The following is an 18477-nucleotide window of genomic DNA, read 5'->3' as shown; positions in this document are numbered from 1 at the left end:
CTCAAGCACAAAACTTTTCCTTTATATCAAAAATCGGTTTATTTTACTTATATAGAAATAGATTTTTTCCGTGCATTAGTCTATAATAATATGATAAAATTTTATTTTTACCCTATGCAAGGAGAGATTGTTCATGTTATTTGAGAATTGTCGTATTGGCGGTATTTCAGCTTCTTCCCATTTGGTACGTTCCGCAACATTTGAAGGACTTGCCGACGCTGAGGGGCATCCAACAGAAGAAATGTTTCACACCTATCAGCGCTTAGCTAATGGTGGGGTAGGCATCATCATTACGGGAATGATTGCAGCAAGCCCGCTAGAACCCCATCAACACTGTCAAATTTGTATCCATGATGATGAATGTATTTCCCCTTTATCCAAACTCGTAGCACGTGTTCATATGTATCACAGCAAAATAATTGCTCAACTCGTAGAAATTGGCGGAGCTATCATGTTACCCGAAGGAAAGGGAACCATTATTAGTCCGAGTGGAATATCCGAAAAAGTAGGAAAAACAATACAAGAATCCCACGCCCTCACCCAAGCGGAAATATATCAGTTAATCAAAGATATGGGCAAAGCAGCTCTACGTGCAAAAAAAGCTGGCTTTGATGGAATTCAAATTCATGCTGCTCACGGCTACTTAATTAGTAAATTTTTAACCCCTTTCTTTAATCGTCGTCAAGATGAATACGGCGGCTCCTTAGAAAACCGTTCGCGCTTTCTATTTGAAACAATACAAACGATCCGCAACGTAGTAGGAAAAGAATTTCCCCTTTGGGTAAAAATAAATTGTGCTGATTTTATGGAAGAAGGAGGACTTACCGAAGAAGAAGGATACGAAATTATGCTTCGCTTAGCCGATGTTGGGGTAAACGCCATTGAAGTGAGTGGCGGCAATATGTCTTCCCTCCCACGCAAAGGTCCCATCCGGGCTATCCGCCGCACAAAAGAACCTATGTACTTTAAACAATACGCACAAGCAATTGCCTCCGCTTTAAAAGATAAACCCATCGATATAGGTGTTGTCGGTGGCTATCGCAATATAGAGCAAATTCAAACCACTTTGCAACAAACTGATATTACCTTTATTTCTATGTCACGCCCCTTTTTAAGGCAGCCTGACTTACCCAATCTTTGGCGTAATGGTAACACAGAACCAGCGACTTGTATCTCTTGTTCTCGTTGTTACGGCACCAATGCCATTGCTTGCGTATTTAATAACTCCGACAAGAAATAATGTTAATTATCATTTTTCTTTTTATTCTTATCCTATAATAAAGGAGTACCTAACATGAGTATCCTGAGTTTTATTTTAATCATTAGTTTATGCCTGCTTATACTCTTGTTATATATCCCTTGTTCTTATTCATTATCTATTCATCTAGGCACGCCTTACTCATTTACGGTAAACATTACCTGGGGCGTTTCTCCGCTGATATATCACCGTACCTTACACTATACAATGATGTACGACAACACAAAAAAGGATTCCTCTCCACCACCATCTACCGCAACAATCAATGAAGATACTTTAGCGGATATATCCATTTCTGATACCTCCCAAAAAGCAACTATGCCCTCTTCATCAGACGACTATTTTCTACCTATTATGATACATTTAATGAATCTAGATATATTAGATAAATGTATCAGCTATATATTTACATTACTATATATTTCTCGTATTAGACAGTGTATCATAACAGGTATAATAGGACTAGGTGATCCTTATAAAACAGGAATATTAGCGGGAATTATTTATACTTACGGTAAAGAACATGTAAAAAAACTTGCCTTTGATTTTTTATCCCCCTGCTGTGATTGTACAATTACCGCACAAGGATATATATACCCGGCTCATTTTATTTGGCACACAAGCCAATTATTACTATATACCCCTATTCGCAAACAGCTATATAAACTTATACAGAATAAGAAAGGATGAACCTCATGGAAAAAACTGAATTAACACTAGATACGCTTTTTGAAAAATTTCAAGAAATGATTCGTGTAGAAACGGTGGTAGGAGAAGCTGTACATATTGGAGACGCTATTTTAGTTCCTTTTGTAGACATATCTTTTGGTTTCGGAGCGAATAATTTGACTGGAAAAAAAGAAACAGGACGCTCCAATTCTGGTGGTGGCGGTGGTGCAAAAATGGAACCTGCCGCAATATTAGTAATAAAGGGTGACCGCGTAGAAATGTTTTCTATCAAAAAAGACGGTCATCAAACCTCCGCTTTTGAGAAATTAATCGCCATGGCTCCTGAAATTATTGAGAAATTAAAAAAAGATAAATACATATACATTAATGACGATGATATCGATCAAGAAGGAAAAGATGACTCCAAATAACCTATTTTGTAAATAATTACCACTATGGTTGTTTTTTTATAAATCATTTGCTATAATACATACAAGTATGTTAATACTCGCAAATATGCGATTAGGAGGATGTATCATGAATGTAAAAAAACAATTGGTTTCATTAGCTGTATTAGGTACTATTACAGTAAGTGCAGCAACTTCTGCATTTGCTGCTGGAATTGGTAGTGTAGATTTTGATACCTTAGTAACTTCCCATAAAAATTACCAAAAAGCAGTAGTACAAATGCAAAGTGCTGTAAAACAAGCCAATACAGAATTCACTAATCAATCAGCTACATTAAAAACAGATGATCAACGTCGTGCATTAGCACAACAATTAAATCAACGTTTAAATGCTTTACAAAATCAAATTTTTGGACCAATTCAACAAGATATTGCTAATAAAGTAAACATAGTTCGCAAAGAAAAAGGCTTAGATGCTATTGTCTTCAAAGGTTCTGTTATTGCTGCAGATGCAGCACCTGTAGATGAAACACAAGCCGTATTAGAAAAATTAAAATAAAAAAAAAACGATAACAACAAGTGTTATCGTTTTTTTTGCCCATTGACGCATACATTATAGGGGTATATCATACAATATATACCCCTACAATGTATGCGTCATAAATATAACAAGGAGAACTATAATGACAAATTCAAATCTACTACTAACAGAAAAAGAACAAAAGATAATTTCACGTTTAAATAGAATTGAAGGACAAGTAAGAGGTGTAAAAAACATGATAGAAAACAAACGCTCTTGTCATGATACACTTACACAAATAAAAGCTATCCAAGCGGCCTTACATTCATGTACCACCGAATTATTATTCTATCATACGTCAACACTACTACCAGATATACAAACAGGTTCTATCGAAGCCTTAGAACGACTACTTACATTAATACAGAAAAATATAAAATAAGAGAAGGAGAACGTCCTTATGAAAAACGAAAAATATAACATTACCGGCATGAGTTGTTCTGCCTGTTCTGCCCGTATTGAAAAAACACTACAAAAACTTCCGGGCATAAGCACCATTACCGTCAATTTACTTACCAATTCCATGCAAGTAAGTTATGATGAAACCATCTTATCGTCCGCTGAGATTATCCAAGCAGTAATAAAAGCTGGTTATGGTGCCTCCCTACCTAATGCTACAAAAACGGAAAAGAACACATTAGATACATCCGCTGAAACAACTACAATGAAACACAATCTTATAGGCTCCGTCCTCTTTTTACTCCCTTTGATGTATATTGCCATGCATACTATGTGGTATCATCTCTTTGGTATACCTGTACCATCTATCATAGAACAACTTTTTGATGGCTCCCAAAATGCCTTAACCTATGCTTATACCCAATTTTTATTGCTAATTCCAATTATGTTATATAATAAAAATTATTATCGAAACGGTTTAAGAAACTTATGGCACGCCTCCCCCAATATGGATAGTCTCGTTGCCCTCGGTTCATTAGCATCAACCATATTTGGTATATTCGCTATTTATCGTATTGGTATAGGCTTAGGAACAGGCAATCTACCATTAGTGCAAACATACAGTACAAATTTATACTTTGAATCGGCCGGGATGATTGTTACCTTAGTATCTATCGGAAAATATTTAGAAACGTTAGCAAAAAATAAAACTGGCACAGCTATAAAAAGATTAATGGATTTATCGCCACAACAAGCTACTATATTACGGCAAAACAAAGCAATAACTATCGCAATCGACAAATTGCAGGTAGGCGATCTCTTGCAAATAAAACCAGGTGAACGAATTCCCGCAGATGGAATTATTCAACAAGGAATCACAACAATAGACGAATCAGCACTAACAGGAGAAAGTATGCCTGTCGAAAAGCAAGTAGGAGATACGGTCACATCAGCTACGTTAAACAAAACCGGCACTATCCATGTAACAGCTCAACGAGTCGGTACTGATACCACATTACAACAAATTATTCAATTAATGGATGCAGCAACTACCAGTAAAGCGCCTATTGCCAAAATAGCCGATACCATCGCCTTTTATTTTGTTCCTATCGTCATCGGTATCGCCCTTATAGCTACCGCTGCTTGGTATTTTATAATGGATGCGACCATAGAATTTTCTTTTTCAATAGGCATTTCCATTCTTGTCATTTCTTGCCCTTGTGCCTTAGGCTTAGCCACACCTGTTGCGATTATGGTAGGTATGGGCAAAGGAGCAGAGTCGGGAATACTAATAAAATCAGGCGAAGCTTTAGAAATTGCCCATCACGTTGATACTATCGTCTTAGATAAAACAGGAACTATCACAACCGGTACTCCAACTATAACAGATATTCTCCCTTACTCACTAGACCAAAACCGACTATTATCCTTGGCCGTAGGAATGGAAATAGGCAGTGAACATCCTTTAGGCGAAGCCATCAGATCTTATGGCAAACACCATAAGATCACACCTACAACTGTAGATACGATGAAAGCGATTTTTGGTAAGGGAATAGAAGCCACCATTCAAGACAGAATATATTACGCTGGCAATACAACATTACTACAAGAAAAACACCTTGATTTAACATCTATATTACCAAAAATACATCAATTATCGGACGAAGGAAAAACGCCTTTGATCTTTGCCTCCGCCACACAAATACTCGGTATCATTGCAGTTGCCGATCCCCCTAAACAAACTAGTGAATCAGCTATCAATGCATTAAAAAAGCTTGGATTATCAATAATTATGCTTACAGGTGATAATCAACGAACAGCAAATGCCCTAAAAAAACAATTAAAAATCCCCCGTGTCATAGCCGAAGTACTCCCGCAAGATAAAGAAACACACATTGCTAAATTACAATCGGAAGGACATGTAGTAGCAATGATAGGAGATGGAATTAATGACGCCCCAGCACTAGCTAGAGCCGATCTCGGAATAGCCCTTAGTGCCGGCACAGATATTGCCATGGACAGTGCCGATGCCATCTTGATAAAAAATGACTTAAATGATGCCGTCAACGTTATTCGTTTAAGCAAATGCGTTTTACGCAATATAAAGGAAAATTTATTTTGGGCATTTATTTATAACATCATTGGGATTCCTTTAGCTGCTGGCCTATTATATCCATTATGTGGAATAAAATTAAATCCAATGATTGCCGCTGCTGCTATGAGTTGCAGTAGTATTTGTGTCGTATTGAATGCCTTGCGCCTTCGCCATTTTAATACAGAGCATAAATTATAAACTCCTTATCTAGTGCCATCTTCTTGATTCATCTATCACAATGCCACCTTGTTTCACGTGAAACAAGGTGGCATTTTATATAGCCTTCCTCAAAAAAAGAAGACTAATGTTTCACGTGAAACATTAGTCTTCTTAACATATATTCTTTAATTATTCTATATGCCCATGGGACTCTACATAACTATCCTCCCGAATAGTATTATCCTTATTTAATAACAACACTGTTGGTTTATGCTGTTTCGCTTCGGTTTCATCCATCCATGCATACCCCATAATGATAACAACATCATTTACTTGAACACAACGTGCCGCCGCACCATTTAAACAAATAACTCCAGAATTTCGTTTTCCTGGAATAACATACGTTTCTAACCGAGCACCATTATTATTATTAGTAATCTGTACCCGTTCATTAGGCAAAATATGTGCTGCTTCCATTAAGGCTTCATCGATAGTAATACTTCCCACATATTGTAAATTAGCTTCTGTAACCGTAGCACAATGAATTTTCGACTTTAACATATGCAAATACATCTTTTATTCCCCCAATATAATATTATCGATCAATCTAGTTTTACCAATATACACAGCAATAGCAATAATAATTTTTCCCGTATAAGAAGAAAATTCTTCCAACTCAGGAAACGTATATACTTGAACATAATCAACAACAGCCATTTTTTCTTGTGCCAATGTTTCTGTTACTACTTTTATCAAACATCCTCTATTCCGTTCCCCAGCTAAATATGCTGTTTTAGCTTTTTGTAAACTTTGAGAAAGAATCAGTGCTTGCTTTTTTTCTATACTCGATAAATAGGTATTGCGAGAACTATAAGCTAAACCACTAGGTTCACGTACAATAGGTACCATATGAATCTGAATTGGCAAATTTAAATCAGCCACAACACGCGATAATACAACCACTTGTTGTGCATCTTTTTGTCCAAAAAAAGCATGTTCAGCTGCGGTAATATTCATCAGCTTTGTCACCACAGTTGCAACCCCACGAAAATGGCCGGGTCTCTTTGCACCGCACAATTTATTTGTGAACTCGTTTTCTACTTCAATATATGTATGGTATCCTTTAGGATACATTTCCTTGACCGATGGACAAAACAAAGCGTCCACTCCAACTTGTTCCAAGGCTGATGCGTCACGCTCAATTTGACGCGGATAAGCATCATAATCTTCATTAGGCCCAAATTGTATAGGATTAACAAATACTGATGCAATAACCACATCACAATTTTTTTTCGCTTCTTTCATTAAAGTCAAATGTCCCTCATGTAAACATCCCATCGTTGGAACTAAGCCAATCGACTTTCCTAATGCCCGTTGTTTTCTACTATATTCGTGCATCTCTTGAACCGTACTAAATAATTGCATAATACACCCCTTTATGATATTTTGGCAAAAGAAAAACCTTTTTAGCCCAAGCCAAAAAGGTCAACGACACCAGGTTCCTCAAATAAGACTCCCCTACCGTGGATAACTTCCTGTCTCAGTCCTTATGATCCAAGCAGTAAAACATATCTATATAAAATTCATTGCCGTATCATAGCATATCTTTTTTAAAGTATAACTCACTTATGTGATGCTATCTTTTGCCTTATTTGTATAATAGCATATTTACTACCACCATATCAATAGTGATTTACTTCACGTAGCATCTCTTTTGCTCTCATCGCTAATACTAAAAATATACTATCACTATCTAAGTACTGCGGTCATAAGATTACTTGCCGTCAAAAAAAGAGGTCATCCCCATTTTCTTGATGACCTCTTTGGGTTCTATGCCTCCCTGTTATGTTTCCCTATTATTGGTGCAATTGACGTAATTCTTTTAACTTATTCTGAACCTGACTAGCTGCCTCATTAATAGGTACAACATATTTTTCACCAGTTCGCCGAATTTTAATTTCTATATTTCCCTGTTGTACCGCATCTTTACCTACTATTACTTGTATAGGATAACCTATAAGATCGGCATCCTTAAACTTAACACCAGCTCTTTCATTGCGATCATCTAACACAAATTCATCGTTATCTACCATTAATTGTGCATAAAGATTTTGAGCAATCGTTACCATCGATTCATCTTTCATATTTAAAGGTAATATTACACCTTCATAAGGTGCAATAGCAACTGGCCAAATAATTCCATTTTCATCATGATACTGTTCAATAGATGCTGCCAATGTACGCGTTACCCCAATGCCATAACACCCCATCACAAATGGTTTGGCCTTGCCGGTTTTATCTAAAAAAGTAGCTTGTAACGCTTCGGAATATTTTGTTCCTAACTGAAATACTTGTCCTACTTCAATACCATGAGCCCGTTGAATGGGTGCATTACAAAGCGGACATTGATCCTGTTCCGTCATAAAACGAATCGTTTCAACGCGAACGTCCGTAAAATCTCGTTGCGGAGTGACATAACGATAGTGATAGCCTTCTTCATTCGCTCCAGCCACCCCATTATATATTTGCATTACGGTAGGATCTACCAATATGACAAAAGACTCATCTGTTTTATTAGCTCCAATAGGACTCATATATCCTGGCACTAATCCATGTTGCTTAAGTAATTCGGCACTTGCTGTCGTAACATCATTGCCCCCCACAATACGCTGTACCGCCACATCATTTACATCATGATCGCCCCGGACCATACACAAAGCCAATACTCCGTCTATATCAAAGGCGACAGCTTTAATTGTTTTTTCAATAGGAACAGCTGCAACCTTAACTAACTCTTCAATCGTTGAGCAATGCGGCGTCGCAAATTTACTAAGTTCTACCATTGGTTCTACGTCCATAGTTAAAGTCTTTGGTTCTGCCTGTTCAATATCGGCAGCATACTCACAGTGCGTACAAGACACCACTTCTGCTTCCCCTGATTGAGCTAATGCCATAAATTCATGGCTATATTTTCCGCCGATTTGTCCAGAATCAGCCAAAACAATACTATATTGCAATCCGCAACGAGTAAAAATACGGCTATACGCATTATACATATCTTGATAAGTAAGTGCTAATCCTTCTTCATCCATATCAAAAGAATAAGCATCCTTCATCACAAATTCACGACTTCTCATCAAGCCAAACCGCGGCCGAATTTCATCCCGATATTTATTTTGAATTTGATATAAGTTAATAGGCAATTGTTTATATGACCGTAATTCATTACGTACCAATGTCGTAATCAATTCTTCATGTGTCGGTGCTAAACAATGTTCTTTTCCGTGGCGATCCACTAATTTAAACATTTCTTTACCATATACATCCCAGCGACCAGATTCTTGCCAAATTTCTGCGGGTTGGACAATCGGCATCATAATTTCCTGCGCTCCCGTTTTATTCATTTCCTCACGTATAATTTGTTCTATTTTTAAAATAGAACGCCGTGCAAGAGGTAAAAAAGAATAAAAACCCGATGCATTTTTACGAATCATGCCAGCCTTTAACATATATTTATGACTAACTATATCCGCTTCTACCGGATCATTTCGTAATGTAGGACAATATAATTTTGATGCTAACATACAAAAACCTCCTTGAATATCGGGATTACCAATAATAAACACATAGAAAACTGCGGTCTTGTCCACCAACACCGCAGTTAATATAATCTCTTGTCATTTTATAACGACAACCTATAATACGTCAATTACTACCCAAGAAAATATTTTAACTATGGTTTTATATCTCTCCCCCATCTTTTACCGCTTCTACCGTATGCTCTACAAACAATTTACGAATCGCTGCATTTTCTCCTAAGCCATGCATATATGTATGAACCGTAAATCCTGCTGCTTTTAATAAGTGTAAATGCGACCCTTCATTCTCACCAGCCATATCATTATGTGCATGATCGCCCGCAACCAACATCATCGGCATTAAAGCTATATCGGTAATTTTCAGTTTTACTAATTTCGGGATAATATCTTGCAACTCCGGCCATCCTTCTATGGAATAAATAAATACAGGTCGATTTGTTAATTCATCTAATTTCGCCTGTATCACCGCATAATAGGCATTAGCAGGGTGATTCGTACCATGTGCCATAAGTAAAATGGCTGTTTTATCCGAATACGATAAAAATTGACTTCCCAATGCTTCAATAAATAATTTTACGTCATCACGACATGCTGACTGTCCCATCCAATATAACAACGGAGTACTTAAAGTAATCTGTGTAAACGCCTGCTTATATGCTTCTAATAAAGCCATTTTATAAGTATATTCAATACCGGGAATAATATCTAACGACACCATCACCACTCGCGTATAACCTTCCGCTTGTAATTGGTCTAACGCTTCTTCAGGAGAAAGAATATCAATTCCTTTTTGTCTTAACCGCTTAACAATAATTCGTGAAGAAAACGCAAGTACCACTTTTGTATCAGCATATCGATGCTGAATATCTTGCACAATAGAATCAATCGTTACTTTTTTAGTATGTTCATAGGTCGTTCCAAAACTTAACACCAATATAGCATCCTTAGTTGGGTAAATTGCTTTGCCATATGTTTTTACTCCTAATCGAGTTTCTTTTATGATATTCATACTACTCCTTCTGCGAAAATAAATCGTATATAACTATACATGTATCCCTACCTTACAATGGATTCTTTGCTGCTACCTTAGGCTTACGAGGATATTTTTTTGGTGCTGATGCTATTTTGCGAATATAAATAATAGCACGCTTATCAGCAAACTGGCCCAATTGCACAGGGCGTACCTCCTCAATCATTCCACCTAAAATCTCAATCGCCTTTTGTGCTTCTTTGATTTCTGCTTCATATTGAGCACCTTTAAGTGCTATCATATAGCCACCCTTTTTTACATAAGGTAAACACCATTCTGCCAATATAGGCAACCGTGCCACAGCCCGACTAGTAACTATATCAAACGCTTCACGATACCCTTCCTGATGGGCCATATCTTCTGCTCGTCCATGCAAATACGTTAATTGCTGTTCACTCAACCGCTGAATGACCGATTCGATAAAATACAGCCTTTTTTGCAAAGAATCAAAAAAAGTAATCTCCAAATCAGGATTATATATAAACAAAGGCACTCCAGGAAACCCCGCGCCACTACCAAGATCTAACACTTTTTTGTGACCTAAAAAATACCGTTCATCATAACAAGATAAACTATCTGCAATATGCTTCCATGCCACATCCATAGACGATGTCAAAGCAGTTAAATTCATCACTTTATTCGTTTCTACCAACGCCTCAAAAAACAATGTATATTGTGTGATTTGTTTCTCCGTAAGTGAAATGCCTATAGCTTGCATCGCTTTCTTAAGCTCATTTTGAAACATATTCTTTTCTCTCCCGTTGATGTTGTTCCAAATAAATTAATAAAGCCGTAATATCTGCCGGCGATACTCCAGAAATTCGTGCAGCCTGTCCTAATGAACGAGGACGAATTTGAGCTAACTTTTGTCTACCTTCAACCGATACCGTATCAATGCTTTCATACTTTACATCCGTTGGCATTAATTTTTGTTCTAATTTATTTAATTTTTTAACCAGTTCTTGCTGTCGTTCTATATATCCCTCATACTTCACCATGATTTCAATTTCTTCCATTACTTCTACAGATACAGTAGGTAAAGAAAAAATAGATTGCAACGACGCATACGTAACATCTGTGCGGCGCAATAAATCATAAGCCGTTGTTCCCGTTTTAATCGGAGCGGTACCTATTTGAACTAATTTAGATTGACTATCTGCAGTCGGCGTAATGACCGTTTCTTTTAACACGTTAATCCCCATTTCTAAAGCCTGCTTTTTCTGTTTAAATAAGGTATAACGTTCTTCCGTAACTAATCCTAAATCATATCCTTTTTGCGTTAACCGTAAATCCGCATTATCTTGTCGTAATAACAGACGATATTCTGCCCGACTCGTCATCATTCGATAGGGTTCTTGCGTCCCCTTAGTAACCAAATCATCAATTAAAACCCCAATATACGCTTCTGCACGTGTTAAAACAAATGGTTCCCTTCCTTGTACATATAAAGCCGCATTAATTCCTGCCATCAATCCCTGTGCCGCCGCTTCTTCATATCCACTCGTACCATTTGCTTGCCCCGCTGAATACAATCCTTTTTTTCCTAAAACGGCTAACGTTGAATCTAATTGCAACGGATCCAAACAATCATATTCAATTGCATAAGCAGGCCGCATGATTTTAACGTCTTCTAATCCTGGAATAGTCTTTAAAAAAGCATATTGTACATCTACAGGCAAACTAGTACTCATGCCTTGAATATACATTTCGTTTGTTAAAGCTCCTTCAGGCTCAATAAACAATTGATGCCTTTTTTTATCAGCAAATCGCTGTATTTTAGATTCAATCGACGGACAATATCTCGGTCCAATCCCCGTTACAGCACCATTGCAAGTCGGTGCCCGATGCAAATTTTCACGTATAATCCGATGTGTTTCTTCATTTGTAAAAGTAAGCCAACAGTGATCCGAATTTCGATTTTTCCGCATAGATAAAAACGAAAAAGCATGTCCATCGAGATCCCCTTCTTGTATATCCATTTCTTTCGTCCGCAATGTTCTTCTATCTACACGTGCAGGAGTTCCCGTTTTAAATCGCATTAATCGAATCCCCATTTTACGTAAAGAAGTAGACAATTGGTCGGCCGATCGTTGCCCCATAGGACCACTAGCATATGAACAATCCCCAATTAAAATTTTTCCTTTTAAATAGGTCCCCGTTGCTAAAATAACACAACAAGCTTTATATATTTCCCCTAATTCGGTAACCACGCCAGTAATACGATTATTTTCATATAATAGCTCCGTTATCATAAGCTGTTTTACATCTAAATGATCTTGATCTTCTAATCTTTTGGTCATCATCATTTGATATAACTTTTTATCTGATTGTGCACGTAACGAATATACAGCTGGTCCTTTACCTGTATTCAACATACGCATTTGTATACAAGTTTTATCCGTATTAATTGCCATTTCTCCACCAAGTGCATCAATTTCACGCACTAAATGACTTTTTCCTGGCCCCCCAACAGCAGGATTACAAGGCATTAACGCAATATTATCCAAATTTAACGTGGCAATTAATGTTCGTGCTCCTAACCGAGCAGACGCTAATGCCGCTTCACACCCCGCATGCCCAGCACCTATAACAATTACATCATATGAATCGACTACAAACATAGTTTGTAAGCCTCCTTTATTTTCCTAAACAAAATCTACTAAATATTTCAGTTATAATATCTTCTCCTACAGTTTGACCTGTAATAGCTCCTAGGGCCTCCCAAGCAGCTCGAATATCAATAATAGCTAGATCAAGCGGTAAGCCTGCATGAACCGTTTCTAACGCTCTGTCTATAGATAATTTGGCTTGCCTTGTTAAATCAATATGACGTGTATTCGCCAATAAAACACTACGCTCTCCTTGTAACCCCGCATCCATAATCATGTCAAGAATTGCCTGTTTTAATTCGCTTATACCTGTTCCCTGACCAGCAGAAATAGAAATAATAGGTAATCCATATACAGCTATATCATCTGCTTCAATCACGGGCGCTAAATCAGTTTTATTTAGTATAACAACGCAAGGCTTTTGTTGTTGCTGCATTAATAAATCTCTTTCCTCATGACTCAAAGAACGCGAACTATCTAGCACAATTAAAATAATATCCGCTTTATCCATATAAGCTTGTGCTTTTAAAACACCGATTTGTTCTACTTTATCCTCCGTTTGTCTAATACCCGCTGTATCTACCAAACAAACAGGAATCCCTTGAATAGTAATCCATTCTTCAATAACATCTCGTGTCGTGCCTGGTACATCCGTAACAATAGCTCGCTCTTCCTCTAATAAACAGTTAAGCAAACTTGATTTTCCTACATTCGGAACACCATTAATAGCTACTAAAATACCATCACGAATACATTTCCCCGTTTGCGATTTTTTCAACATTTCCGCTAATAGTACTTGTATATTCTGCAATGCAGCAGAAATATCTTTTACTTCTATCTCTTCTAAATCTTCTTCAGGATAATCTACCATGACTTCAAGCCGTGTAATAAAATCCGTTAATGCTACTCTTACCTCTTGGATAGTTTTTGATAATCGCCCTTCTAATTGTTCTTCTGCACACGTTAAGCCACGTGAACTTTTAGCTTGAATAATATCCATAACCGCTTCTGCTTGGACTAAATCTATACGTCCATGCAAAAATGCCCGTTGCGTAAATTCACCCGGCCGTGCTAACCGAGCCCCATTTGCTAAAACAAGATTTAGTATATGTTGTAACACATAACGATTTCCATGGCATTGTATTTCCACCACATCTTCTGCCGTATACGAATGAGGCCCTTGCATTAGTAATAATAACACTTCATCGATTATCGTACCATCTGTATGTACAATATGTCCGTATTGAATACTACGATCTTGCCGCATTTTTAATGGGGTGGCTACATTACTTTGAAAAATAGCATCCCCAACAGAAAAAGCCTCAGGACCACTAATCCGAATAACCCCCACGCCGCTTTCTCCTAAAGGTGTAACAATGGCCGCTATTGTTTCATTAATTTCTATCATGCATGAACTCCTTTCAAAAAAACCGGTGCATAGCACCGGTTTTTTTTATAACTCATAATGAATGACCACATGACGATACGGCTCTTGTCCTTCACTATCCGTACGTACATTCATTTCATGTTGTAATGCTAAATGAATAATTTTTCGTTCATACCCGTTCATTGGCTCTAAAACAATTTTTTCTTTTTCTAAGCGCACTTTTTTGGCTAATCGAAATGCCAATTTTCGCAATGTATCTTCTCTTTTGCTACGATAATTTTCTATATCTAACATAATAAAATGACGTTCCGTTTGTCCCTGATTCGTCGTCAAATTAGTTAAATACTGCAATGCATCTAACGTTTGTCCGTGTTTTCCTATTAAAAATCCTAAATTTTGACCATGCAAAGATAAAATAATTTTATCCGATTTAATCATTTTTTCTATCATGACCGATACCCCCATATTTTTTAAAATGGAGTATACAAATTGTTTCGCTTTAGTTGCTGCTTCTTCTTGTGTAAAAAGATGTTCCTTAACAGATTTTTCCTCTAATGGTTCCTCTGCTATCGTAGAAACGTCTTCCATTTCATCACAAACAGTTGTTTGTACGTTAACACTCGCTTTTTCCGTTAATCGTACCCGTGCTAATTTACTACCAAAACCTAAAAAACCGCTTTTAGGCTCTTCTAAAATTTCTATATCAACTTCATCTTGAATTAATCCCAAATGAACTAACCCTGAACGAATTGCATCGTCAATCGTTTTTCCCGTTCCTTCCACGCTTCTCATGTTTATTCTCCTTTACTCGTATTGCGAAACATGATCATTTGTTGAGCCCACTGAAAAACATTCGATAATACCCAATAAATAACTAAGCCACTAGGAAAACGCCAACTAATCCAACCAATAAATAAAGGCATCACAATTTGCATAATCTTTTGCTGTGATCCTTGTCCTTCACCTTCATTAGCCTGTACCCCAGTCATTTGTTTTTGAATTAAAAACGTAGATACTGCTGATAATACAGGTAATACATGGGTCGGATCTGGTGCACCTAAGCTAGATAACCACAAAAAGCTTTCAAAAGCTGGGTCATACGGATATGTACGCAATGCATAAAAAATAGAAATTAAAAAAGGCATTTGAATAATAATAGGTAAACAGCCTGAAAGAGGATTAACACCCGTTTCTTTATATAACTTTCTCATTTCTTCTTGTAATTTTTTCTGATTACCCTTATATTTCTTTTGTAACTCCTTAATTTTAGGTTGAATAACTTGCATTCCTTGCATAGATTTTATTTGCTTAGCCGTTAACGGAGATAAAATTAACTTAATAATTACCGTTAACATAATAATAGCAATACCGTAACTTGGATAACCTGCATGTTGTGTTACCGTATAACAGTAGGTTAAAAACGTTGTCATAATATATGTCAATGGGCTTATAAGATGTTCAAACAATTCTGTCAACTCCTGTCAGTTATAATCGTCCTATCAATGTATGACAATATGTTATGGTACTGGATCATACCCTCCTTTATGAAAGGGATGACACTTCAAAATTCGACGAATGGATAAATACAACCCTTTTCCCAAACCATATTTTTGTATTGCTTCTATCGCATATGCTGAACAAGTGGGCATGAATCGACAACACGGTCTATGTAAAGGAGATATCCATTGTTGATAAAAACGAATTAAAAAAATTGCTGTTTTTTTCATAATTTTTTATTATCTATCACGTTAGCTATATATAATAATTTTATAATATATTGTTCTGCTTGTATATAATTAGCATGTTTCAAGGCACTGCGACCTATTAATATGAGATCAAATCCAGAAGGCAATTCATACTGATGTAAGCGATATACTTCTTTCATTAATCGGCGGCAACGATTTCTTTCTACAGCACACCCGATTTTTTTTCCTGTTACAAAGCCTATTCGTGTCGGTTGTTTAGAAGAACGTCGTAAAACATATAACACCACCAACCGACTTACATATGATTTCCCTCGACGATATACGAATTGATACTCTTTATTTTTACGTAACCTTTTTGCTTTTATTAATTCATACATATATCAAATCCCAAAAATATCAGAAGAACAGAAAAATCCACACTGGACCTTTCTGTTCCTTCCTAAAAATAATTAAGCAGAGAGTTTTTTACGTCCTTTTAAACGGCGTCTTTTTAATACCATGCGTCCGCCTTTCGTTTTCATACGTTCACGAAAACCATGCGTTTTCTTTCTCCACAATGTATTTGGCTGATATGTTTGTTTCACAAGAGACACCTCCTTTATTACATATATAGGCAATATGAATTTACACCATAACAGCATAATTATATTGAAAAAATATACTACTGTCAATTATTTTATATTCTCTTATAAAAAAAAGAACAATTTATTTTTAAATGTAGTTGCTTAAAATAATAATTTTATTGTAAAATGTGGATAGATGAACAACTTATCAACAACTTATTCACATTTTGTGGATAAGTTGTTTTATCGAAACGCTATGTATATAACCGGACTTATTACTTTTTTTCTCATCTATGCACAATACTTATAAATAATTTATCCACTTAACGATTTTTTTATCTTTAACCACGCACATTTTATCCACACGTTATCCGCTTTTATTATTTACCCTCAAAATAGTAACTATAGCGTATAATATTAAGACGCTGACTTTTTTATATATTAAATTATGCACAATATATCCACTTTTTTTTTATTACACATAGATAGGATGAATAGACATGACTGAATTAGATGTAACGACTTTATGGATTGGAATGTTAAATAAATTAAAAGAAACAATTCCACCTAATTTATACACAATATGGATTGAATCTTCTATTATTCCTTATTCATATGAAAACAATATACTTATCTTAGATACTTCACAAAAATTTTTGTGTTCCTATCTTTCTAATAATTATTTAGACGACTTAAAAAAAGCAGCATTTTCCGTCACAGGTGTACCTACAACGGTAAAATTAATTTGTAGTGCAAAAGAATCTATAGATACAACTACTCCTTCTAAAACAATAGACAAATCTGACCTTCAACCTATACCAAAACAGGTAAAAGAAACCCATACTGATTTTGAATTAGTACCTGTAAATATGACCCTCTCGACATCGGAGAAAAAAAAGGAAACGCCATCATTATCAATAAAAGAAGCAAAAAATATATCGATTCCATCAACAGAAAATCAATTAGATACAACCTATACCTTTGATTCTTTCATTGTCGGTAATAGTAATCGTATTGCTTTTGCCAAAGCATTAGCAGTTGCTGAAGCACCTGGACGAAAAGAATTTAATCCTTTATATATTTACGGTGCTAGCGGTTTAGGCAAAACCCATTTAATGCATGCCATTGGTCATAGTATTTTAAAAAAATTTCCACATATGCGTTTACGTAGCATTACTAGTGAAGACTTTGTAAACGAATTTATTAAATGTATTCAAGATAAAAATACAGAAAGCTTTCGACAACAATATAGAAATATTGATGTCTTATTAGTAGATGATATTCAGTTTTTAGGTCGAGGTGATAAAGATAGCTCAAAAGAAGAATTTTTTCATACCTTTAATAAATTACAGCAAGATAAAAAACAAATTGTCTTAACCAGTGATCGGCCTCCTTTAGATATAGAACGAATGGAAGAACGATTAAGAAGTCGTTTCCAAAGCGGATCCGTCGCATGGATTGATCCCCCTGATTTAGAAACACGTACAGCTATTTTAAAAACATGGGCAGATAAATATAATCTTTCCATTGATAATGACGCAATCAATTATATTGCTTCTAATGTAAGTGAAAATATTCGTGAATTAAGTGGTGCTTTTAATAATATTCGTGATTTAGCATCTACTGAACATACATCAATTACCTTATCGTTAACGCAACGAGCATTACGATATTTGATTCAAAATAAAACAACTAAAAAATATATTTCCATAGAAGAAATCATTAATGTAGTATGTAAATTTTATAATATTAATTATAAAGATATTATGGGCAAAAAAAAGACGAAAGATATTGCTTTACCACGACAAATAGCAATGTATTTATGCCGCGAATTAACAGAAAATACATATCCATATATCGGTACATGTTTTGGTGGGCGCGATCATACAACCGTTATGCATGCATGTACAAAAATTAATACTAAATATATAGCAGACGAACGATTTAAAAATAGCATTGATAAATTAATTAATACAATCAAACAAGTGGATAACTAGGTATATATTTTTGTGGATG

Annotated in this window: 19 protein-coding genes; 7 read left to right on the top strand and 12 right to left on the bottom strand. The window is 36.0% G+C overall.

Annotated features, from left to right (window positions below):
- Positions 1–133 precede the first annotated feature (133 nt).
- From HMPREF3182_RS06060 to HMPREF3182_RS06035, 6 genes are all read left to right on the top strand, one after another.
- Positions 134–1240: an NADH:flavin oxidoreductase gene (locus HMPREF3182_RS06060; protein WP_062486219.1), complete on the top strand. Its 1107-nt coding sequence runs from the start codon at positions 134–136 to the stop codon at positions 1238–1240.
- Between the two features lie 54 nt (positions 1241–1294).
- Entirely contained in the window at positions 1295–1948 is a 654-nt protein-coding gene (locus HMPREF3182_RS07575) for a hypothetical protein (protein ID WP_156208553.1), read from the top strand.
- A 5-nt stretch (positions 1949–1953) separates the two neighbouring features.
- Positions 1954–2358 carry a GerW family sporulation protein gene (locus tag HMPREF3182_RS06050; protein WP_007393206.1) on the top strand — a complete coding sequence of 135 codons (405 nt, stop codon included), beginning with the start codon at positions 1954–1956 and terminating at the stop codon, positions 2356–2358.
- Positions 2359–2464: 106 nt separating this feature from the next.
- Entirely contained in the window at positions 2465–2893 is a 429-nt protein-coding gene (locus HMPREF3182_RS06045; protein ID WP_007393232.1) for an OmpH/Skp family outer membrane protein, read from the top strand.
- 124 nt (positions 2894–3017) lie between these two features.
- Positions 3018–3296: a metal-sensing transcriptional repressor gene (locus tag HMPREF3182_RS06040; RefSeq protein ID WP_062486216.1), complete on the top strand. Its 279-nt coding sequence runs from the start codon at positions 3018–3020 to the stop codon at positions 3294–3296.
- 18 nt (positions 3297–3314) lie between these two features.
- Positions 3315–5606 carry a heavy metal translocating P-type ATPase gene (locus HMPREF3182_RS06035; protein ID WP_062486212.1) on the top strand — a complete coding sequence of 764 codons (2292 nt, stop codon included), beginning with the start codon at positions 3315–3317 and terminating at the stop codon, positions 5604–5606.
- A 150-nt stretch (positions 5607–5756) separates the two neighbouring features.
- Here HMPREF3182_RS06035 and panD read toward each other — a convergent pair whose 3' ends face one another.
- The 12 genes from panD to rpmH form a co-directional block, all read right to left on the bottom strand.
- A complete protein-coding gene (gene panD, locus HMPREF3182_RS06030; protein WP_007393184.1) occupies positions 5757–6140 on the bottom strand; it encodes an aspartate 1-decarboxylase in 384 nt (127 codons plus the stop codon).
- 3 nt (positions 6141–6143) lie between these two features.
- Positions 6144–6992 carry a pantoate--beta-alanine ligase gene (gene panC / locus HMPREF3182_RS06025; protein ID WP_062486210.1) on the bottom strand — a complete coding sequence of 283 codons (849 nt, stop codon included), beginning with the start codon at positions 6990–6992 and terminating at the stop codon, positions 6144–6146.
- 431 nt (positions 6993–7423) lie between these two features.
- A complete protein-coding gene (locus HMPREF3182_RS06020; protein ID WP_062486207.1) occupies positions 7424–9151 on the bottom strand; it encodes a proline--tRNA ligase in 1728 nt (575 codons plus the stop codon).
- Positions 9152–9308: 157 nt separating this feature from the next.
- Positions 9309–10175: a sirohydrochlorin cobaltochelatase gene (locus HMPREF3182_RS06015; RefSeq protein WP_062486204.1), complete on the bottom strand. Its 867-nt coding sequence runs from the start codon at positions 10173–10175 to the stop codon at positions 9309–9311.
- Positions 10176–10227: 52 nt separating this feature from the next.
- Positions 10228–10941 carry a 16S rRNA (guanine(527)-N(7))-methyltransferase RsmG gene (rsmG, locus tag HMPREF3182_RS06010; RefSeq protein ID WP_062486201.1) on the bottom strand — a complete coding sequence of 238 codons (714 nt, stop codon included), beginning with the start codon at positions 10939–10941 and terminating at the stop codon, positions 10228–10230.
- Positions 10928–12817 (bottom strand): tRNA uridine-5-carboxymethylaminomethyl(34) synthesis enzyme MnmG, encoded by a 1890-nt coding sequence (gene mnmG, locus HMPREF3182_RS06005; protein ID WP_062486198.1) that lies wholly within the window; start codon positions 12815–12817, stop codon positions 10928–10930. The genes rsmG and mnmG overlap by 14 nt, the downstream gene beginning before the upstream one ends.
- A gap of 16 nt (positions 12818–12833) precedes the next feature.
- On the bottom strand, positions 12834–14213 hold the full coding sequence (gene mnmE / locus HMPREF3182_RS06000) for a tRNA uridine-5-carboxymethylaminomethyl(34) synthesis GTPase MnmE (RefSeq protein ID WP_007393190.1): 1380 nt from the start codon (positions 14211–14213) through the stop codon (positions 12834–12836).
- 45 nt (positions 14214–14258) lie between these two features.
- A complete protein-coding gene (jag, locus tag HMPREF3182_RS05995) occupies positions 14259–14984 on the bottom strand; it encodes an RNA-binding cell elongation regulator Jag/EloR (protein ID WP_062486196.1) in 726 nt (241 codons plus the stop codon).
- 2 nt (positions 14985–14986) lie between these two features.
- Complete coding sequence (locus HMPREF3182_RS05990; protein WP_050791372.1) at positions 14987–15622, bottom strand: YidC/Oxa1 family membrane protein insertase; 636 nt, start codon at positions 15620–15622, stop codon at positions 14987–14989.
- Positions 15623–15709: 87 nt separating this feature from the next.
- Complete coding sequence (gene yidD, locus HMPREF3182_RS05985; protein ID WP_007393235.1) at positions 15710–15919, bottom strand: membrane protein insertion efficiency factor YidD; 210 nt, start codon at positions 15917–15919, stop codon at positions 15710–15712.
- Complete coding sequence (rnpA, locus tag HMPREF3182_RS05980; protein ID WP_007393223.1) at positions 15916–16275, bottom strand: ribonuclease P protein component; 360 nt, start codon at positions 16273–16275, stop codon at positions 15916–15918. Before rnpA ends, yidD begins: the two co-directional genes overlap by 4 nt.
- Before the next feature lie 72 nt (positions 16276–16347).
- Positions 16348–16482 (bottom strand): 50S ribosomal protein L34, encoded by a 135-nt coding sequence (gene rpmH, locus HMPREF3182_RS05975; RefSeq protein WP_007393186.1) that lies wholly within the window; start codon positions 16480–16482, stop codon positions 16348–16350.
- A 479-nt stretch (positions 16483–16961) separates the two neighbouring features.
- On the opposite strand from rpmH, the gene dnaA reads away from it, so the two are divergent.
- A complete protein-coding gene (gene dnaA, locus HMPREF3182_RS05970) occupies positions 16962–18458 on the top strand; it encodes a chromosomal replication initiator protein DnaA (RefSeq protein WP_062486193.1) in 1497 nt (498 codons plus the stop codon).
- The last annotated feature ends 19 nt before the right edge of the window (positions 18459–18477 follow it).

The sequence above is a fragment of the Megasphaera hutchinsoni genome (assembly GCF_001553405.1).
Taxonomy (GTDB): domain Bacteria; phylum Bacillota; class Negativicutes; order Veillonellales; family Megasphaeraceae; genus Megasphaera; species Megasphaera hutchinsoni.
The sequence above is the reverse complement of the archived record's forward strand: the minus strand, read 5'-3'. Positions and strand labels throughout refer to the sequence as shown.

Excerpts from the sequence above, each read along its gene's own strand:
- HMPREF3182_RS06060 (WP_062486219.1), top strand. The coding sequence starts at position 134 with ATGTTATTTGAGAATTGTCGTATTGGCGGTATTTCAGCTTCTTCCCAT.
- HMPREF3182_RS07575 (WP_156208553.1), top strand. The coding sequence starts at position 1,295 with ATGAGTATCCTGAGTTTTATTTTAATCATTAGTTTATGCCTGCTTATA.
- HMPREF3182_RS06050 (WP_007393206.1), top strand. The coding sequence starts at position 1,954 with ATGGAAAAAACTGAATTAACACTAGATACGCTTTTTGAAAAATTTCAA.
- HMPREF3182_RS06045 (WP_007393232.1), top strand. The coding sequence starts at position 2,465 with ATGAATGTAAAAAAACAATTGGTTTCATTAGCTGTATTAGGTACTATT.
- HMPREF3182_RS06040 (WP_062486216.1), top strand. The coding sequence starts at position 3,018 with ATGACAAATTCAAATCTACTACTAACAGAAAAAGAACAAAAGATAATT.
- HMPREF3182_RS06035 (WP_062486212.1), top strand. The coding sequence starts at position 3,315 with ATGAAAAACGAAAAATATAACATTACCGGCATGAGTTGTTCTGCCTGT.
- panD (WP_007393184.1), bottom strand. The coding sequence starts at position 6,140 with ATGTATTTGCATATGTTAAAGTCGAAAATTCATTGTGCTACGGTTACA.
- panC (WP_062486210.1), bottom strand. The coding sequence starts at position 6,992 with ATGCAATTATTTAGTACGGTTCAAGAGATGCACGAATATAGTAGAAAA.
- HMPREF3182_RS06020 (WP_062486207.1), bottom strand. The coding sequence starts at position 9,151 with ATGTTAGCATCAAAATTATATTGTCCTACATTACGAAATGATCCGGTA.
- HMPREF3182_RS06015 (WP_062486204.1), bottom strand. The coding sequence starts at position 10,175 with ATGAATATCATAAAAGAAACTCGATTAGGAGTAAAAACATATGGCAAA.
- rsmG (WP_062486201.1), bottom strand. The coding sequence starts at position 10,941 with ATGTTTCAAAATGAGCTTAAGAAAGCGATGCAAGCTATAGGCATTTCA.
- mnmG (WP_062486198.1), bottom strand. The coding sequence starts at position 12,817 with ATGTTTGTAGTCGATTCATATGATGTAATTGTTATAGGTGCTGGGCAT.
- mnmE (WP_007393190.1), bottom strand. The coding sequence starts at position 14,213 with ATGATAGAAATTAATGAAACAATAGCGGCCATTGTTACACCTTTAGGA.
- jag (WP_062486196.1), bottom strand. The coding sequence starts at position 14,984 with ATGAGAAGCGTGGAAGGAACGGGAAAAACGATTGACGATGCAATTCGT.
- HMPREF3182_RS05990 (WP_050791372.1), bottom strand. The coding sequence starts at position 15,622 with ATGACAACGTTTTTAACCTACTGTTATACGGTAACACAACATGCAGGT.
- yidD (WP_007393235.1), bottom strand. The coding sequence starts at position 15,919 with ATGAAAAAAACAGCAATTTTTTTAATTCGTTTTTATCAACAATGGATA.
- rnpA (WP_007393223.1), bottom strand. The coding sequence starts at position 16,275 with ATGTATGAATTAATAAAAGCAAAAAGGTTACGTAAAAATAAAGAGTAT.
- dnaA (WP_062486193.1), top strand. The coding sequence starts at position 16,962 with ATGACTGAATTAGATGTAACGACTTTATGGATTGGAATGTTAAATAAA.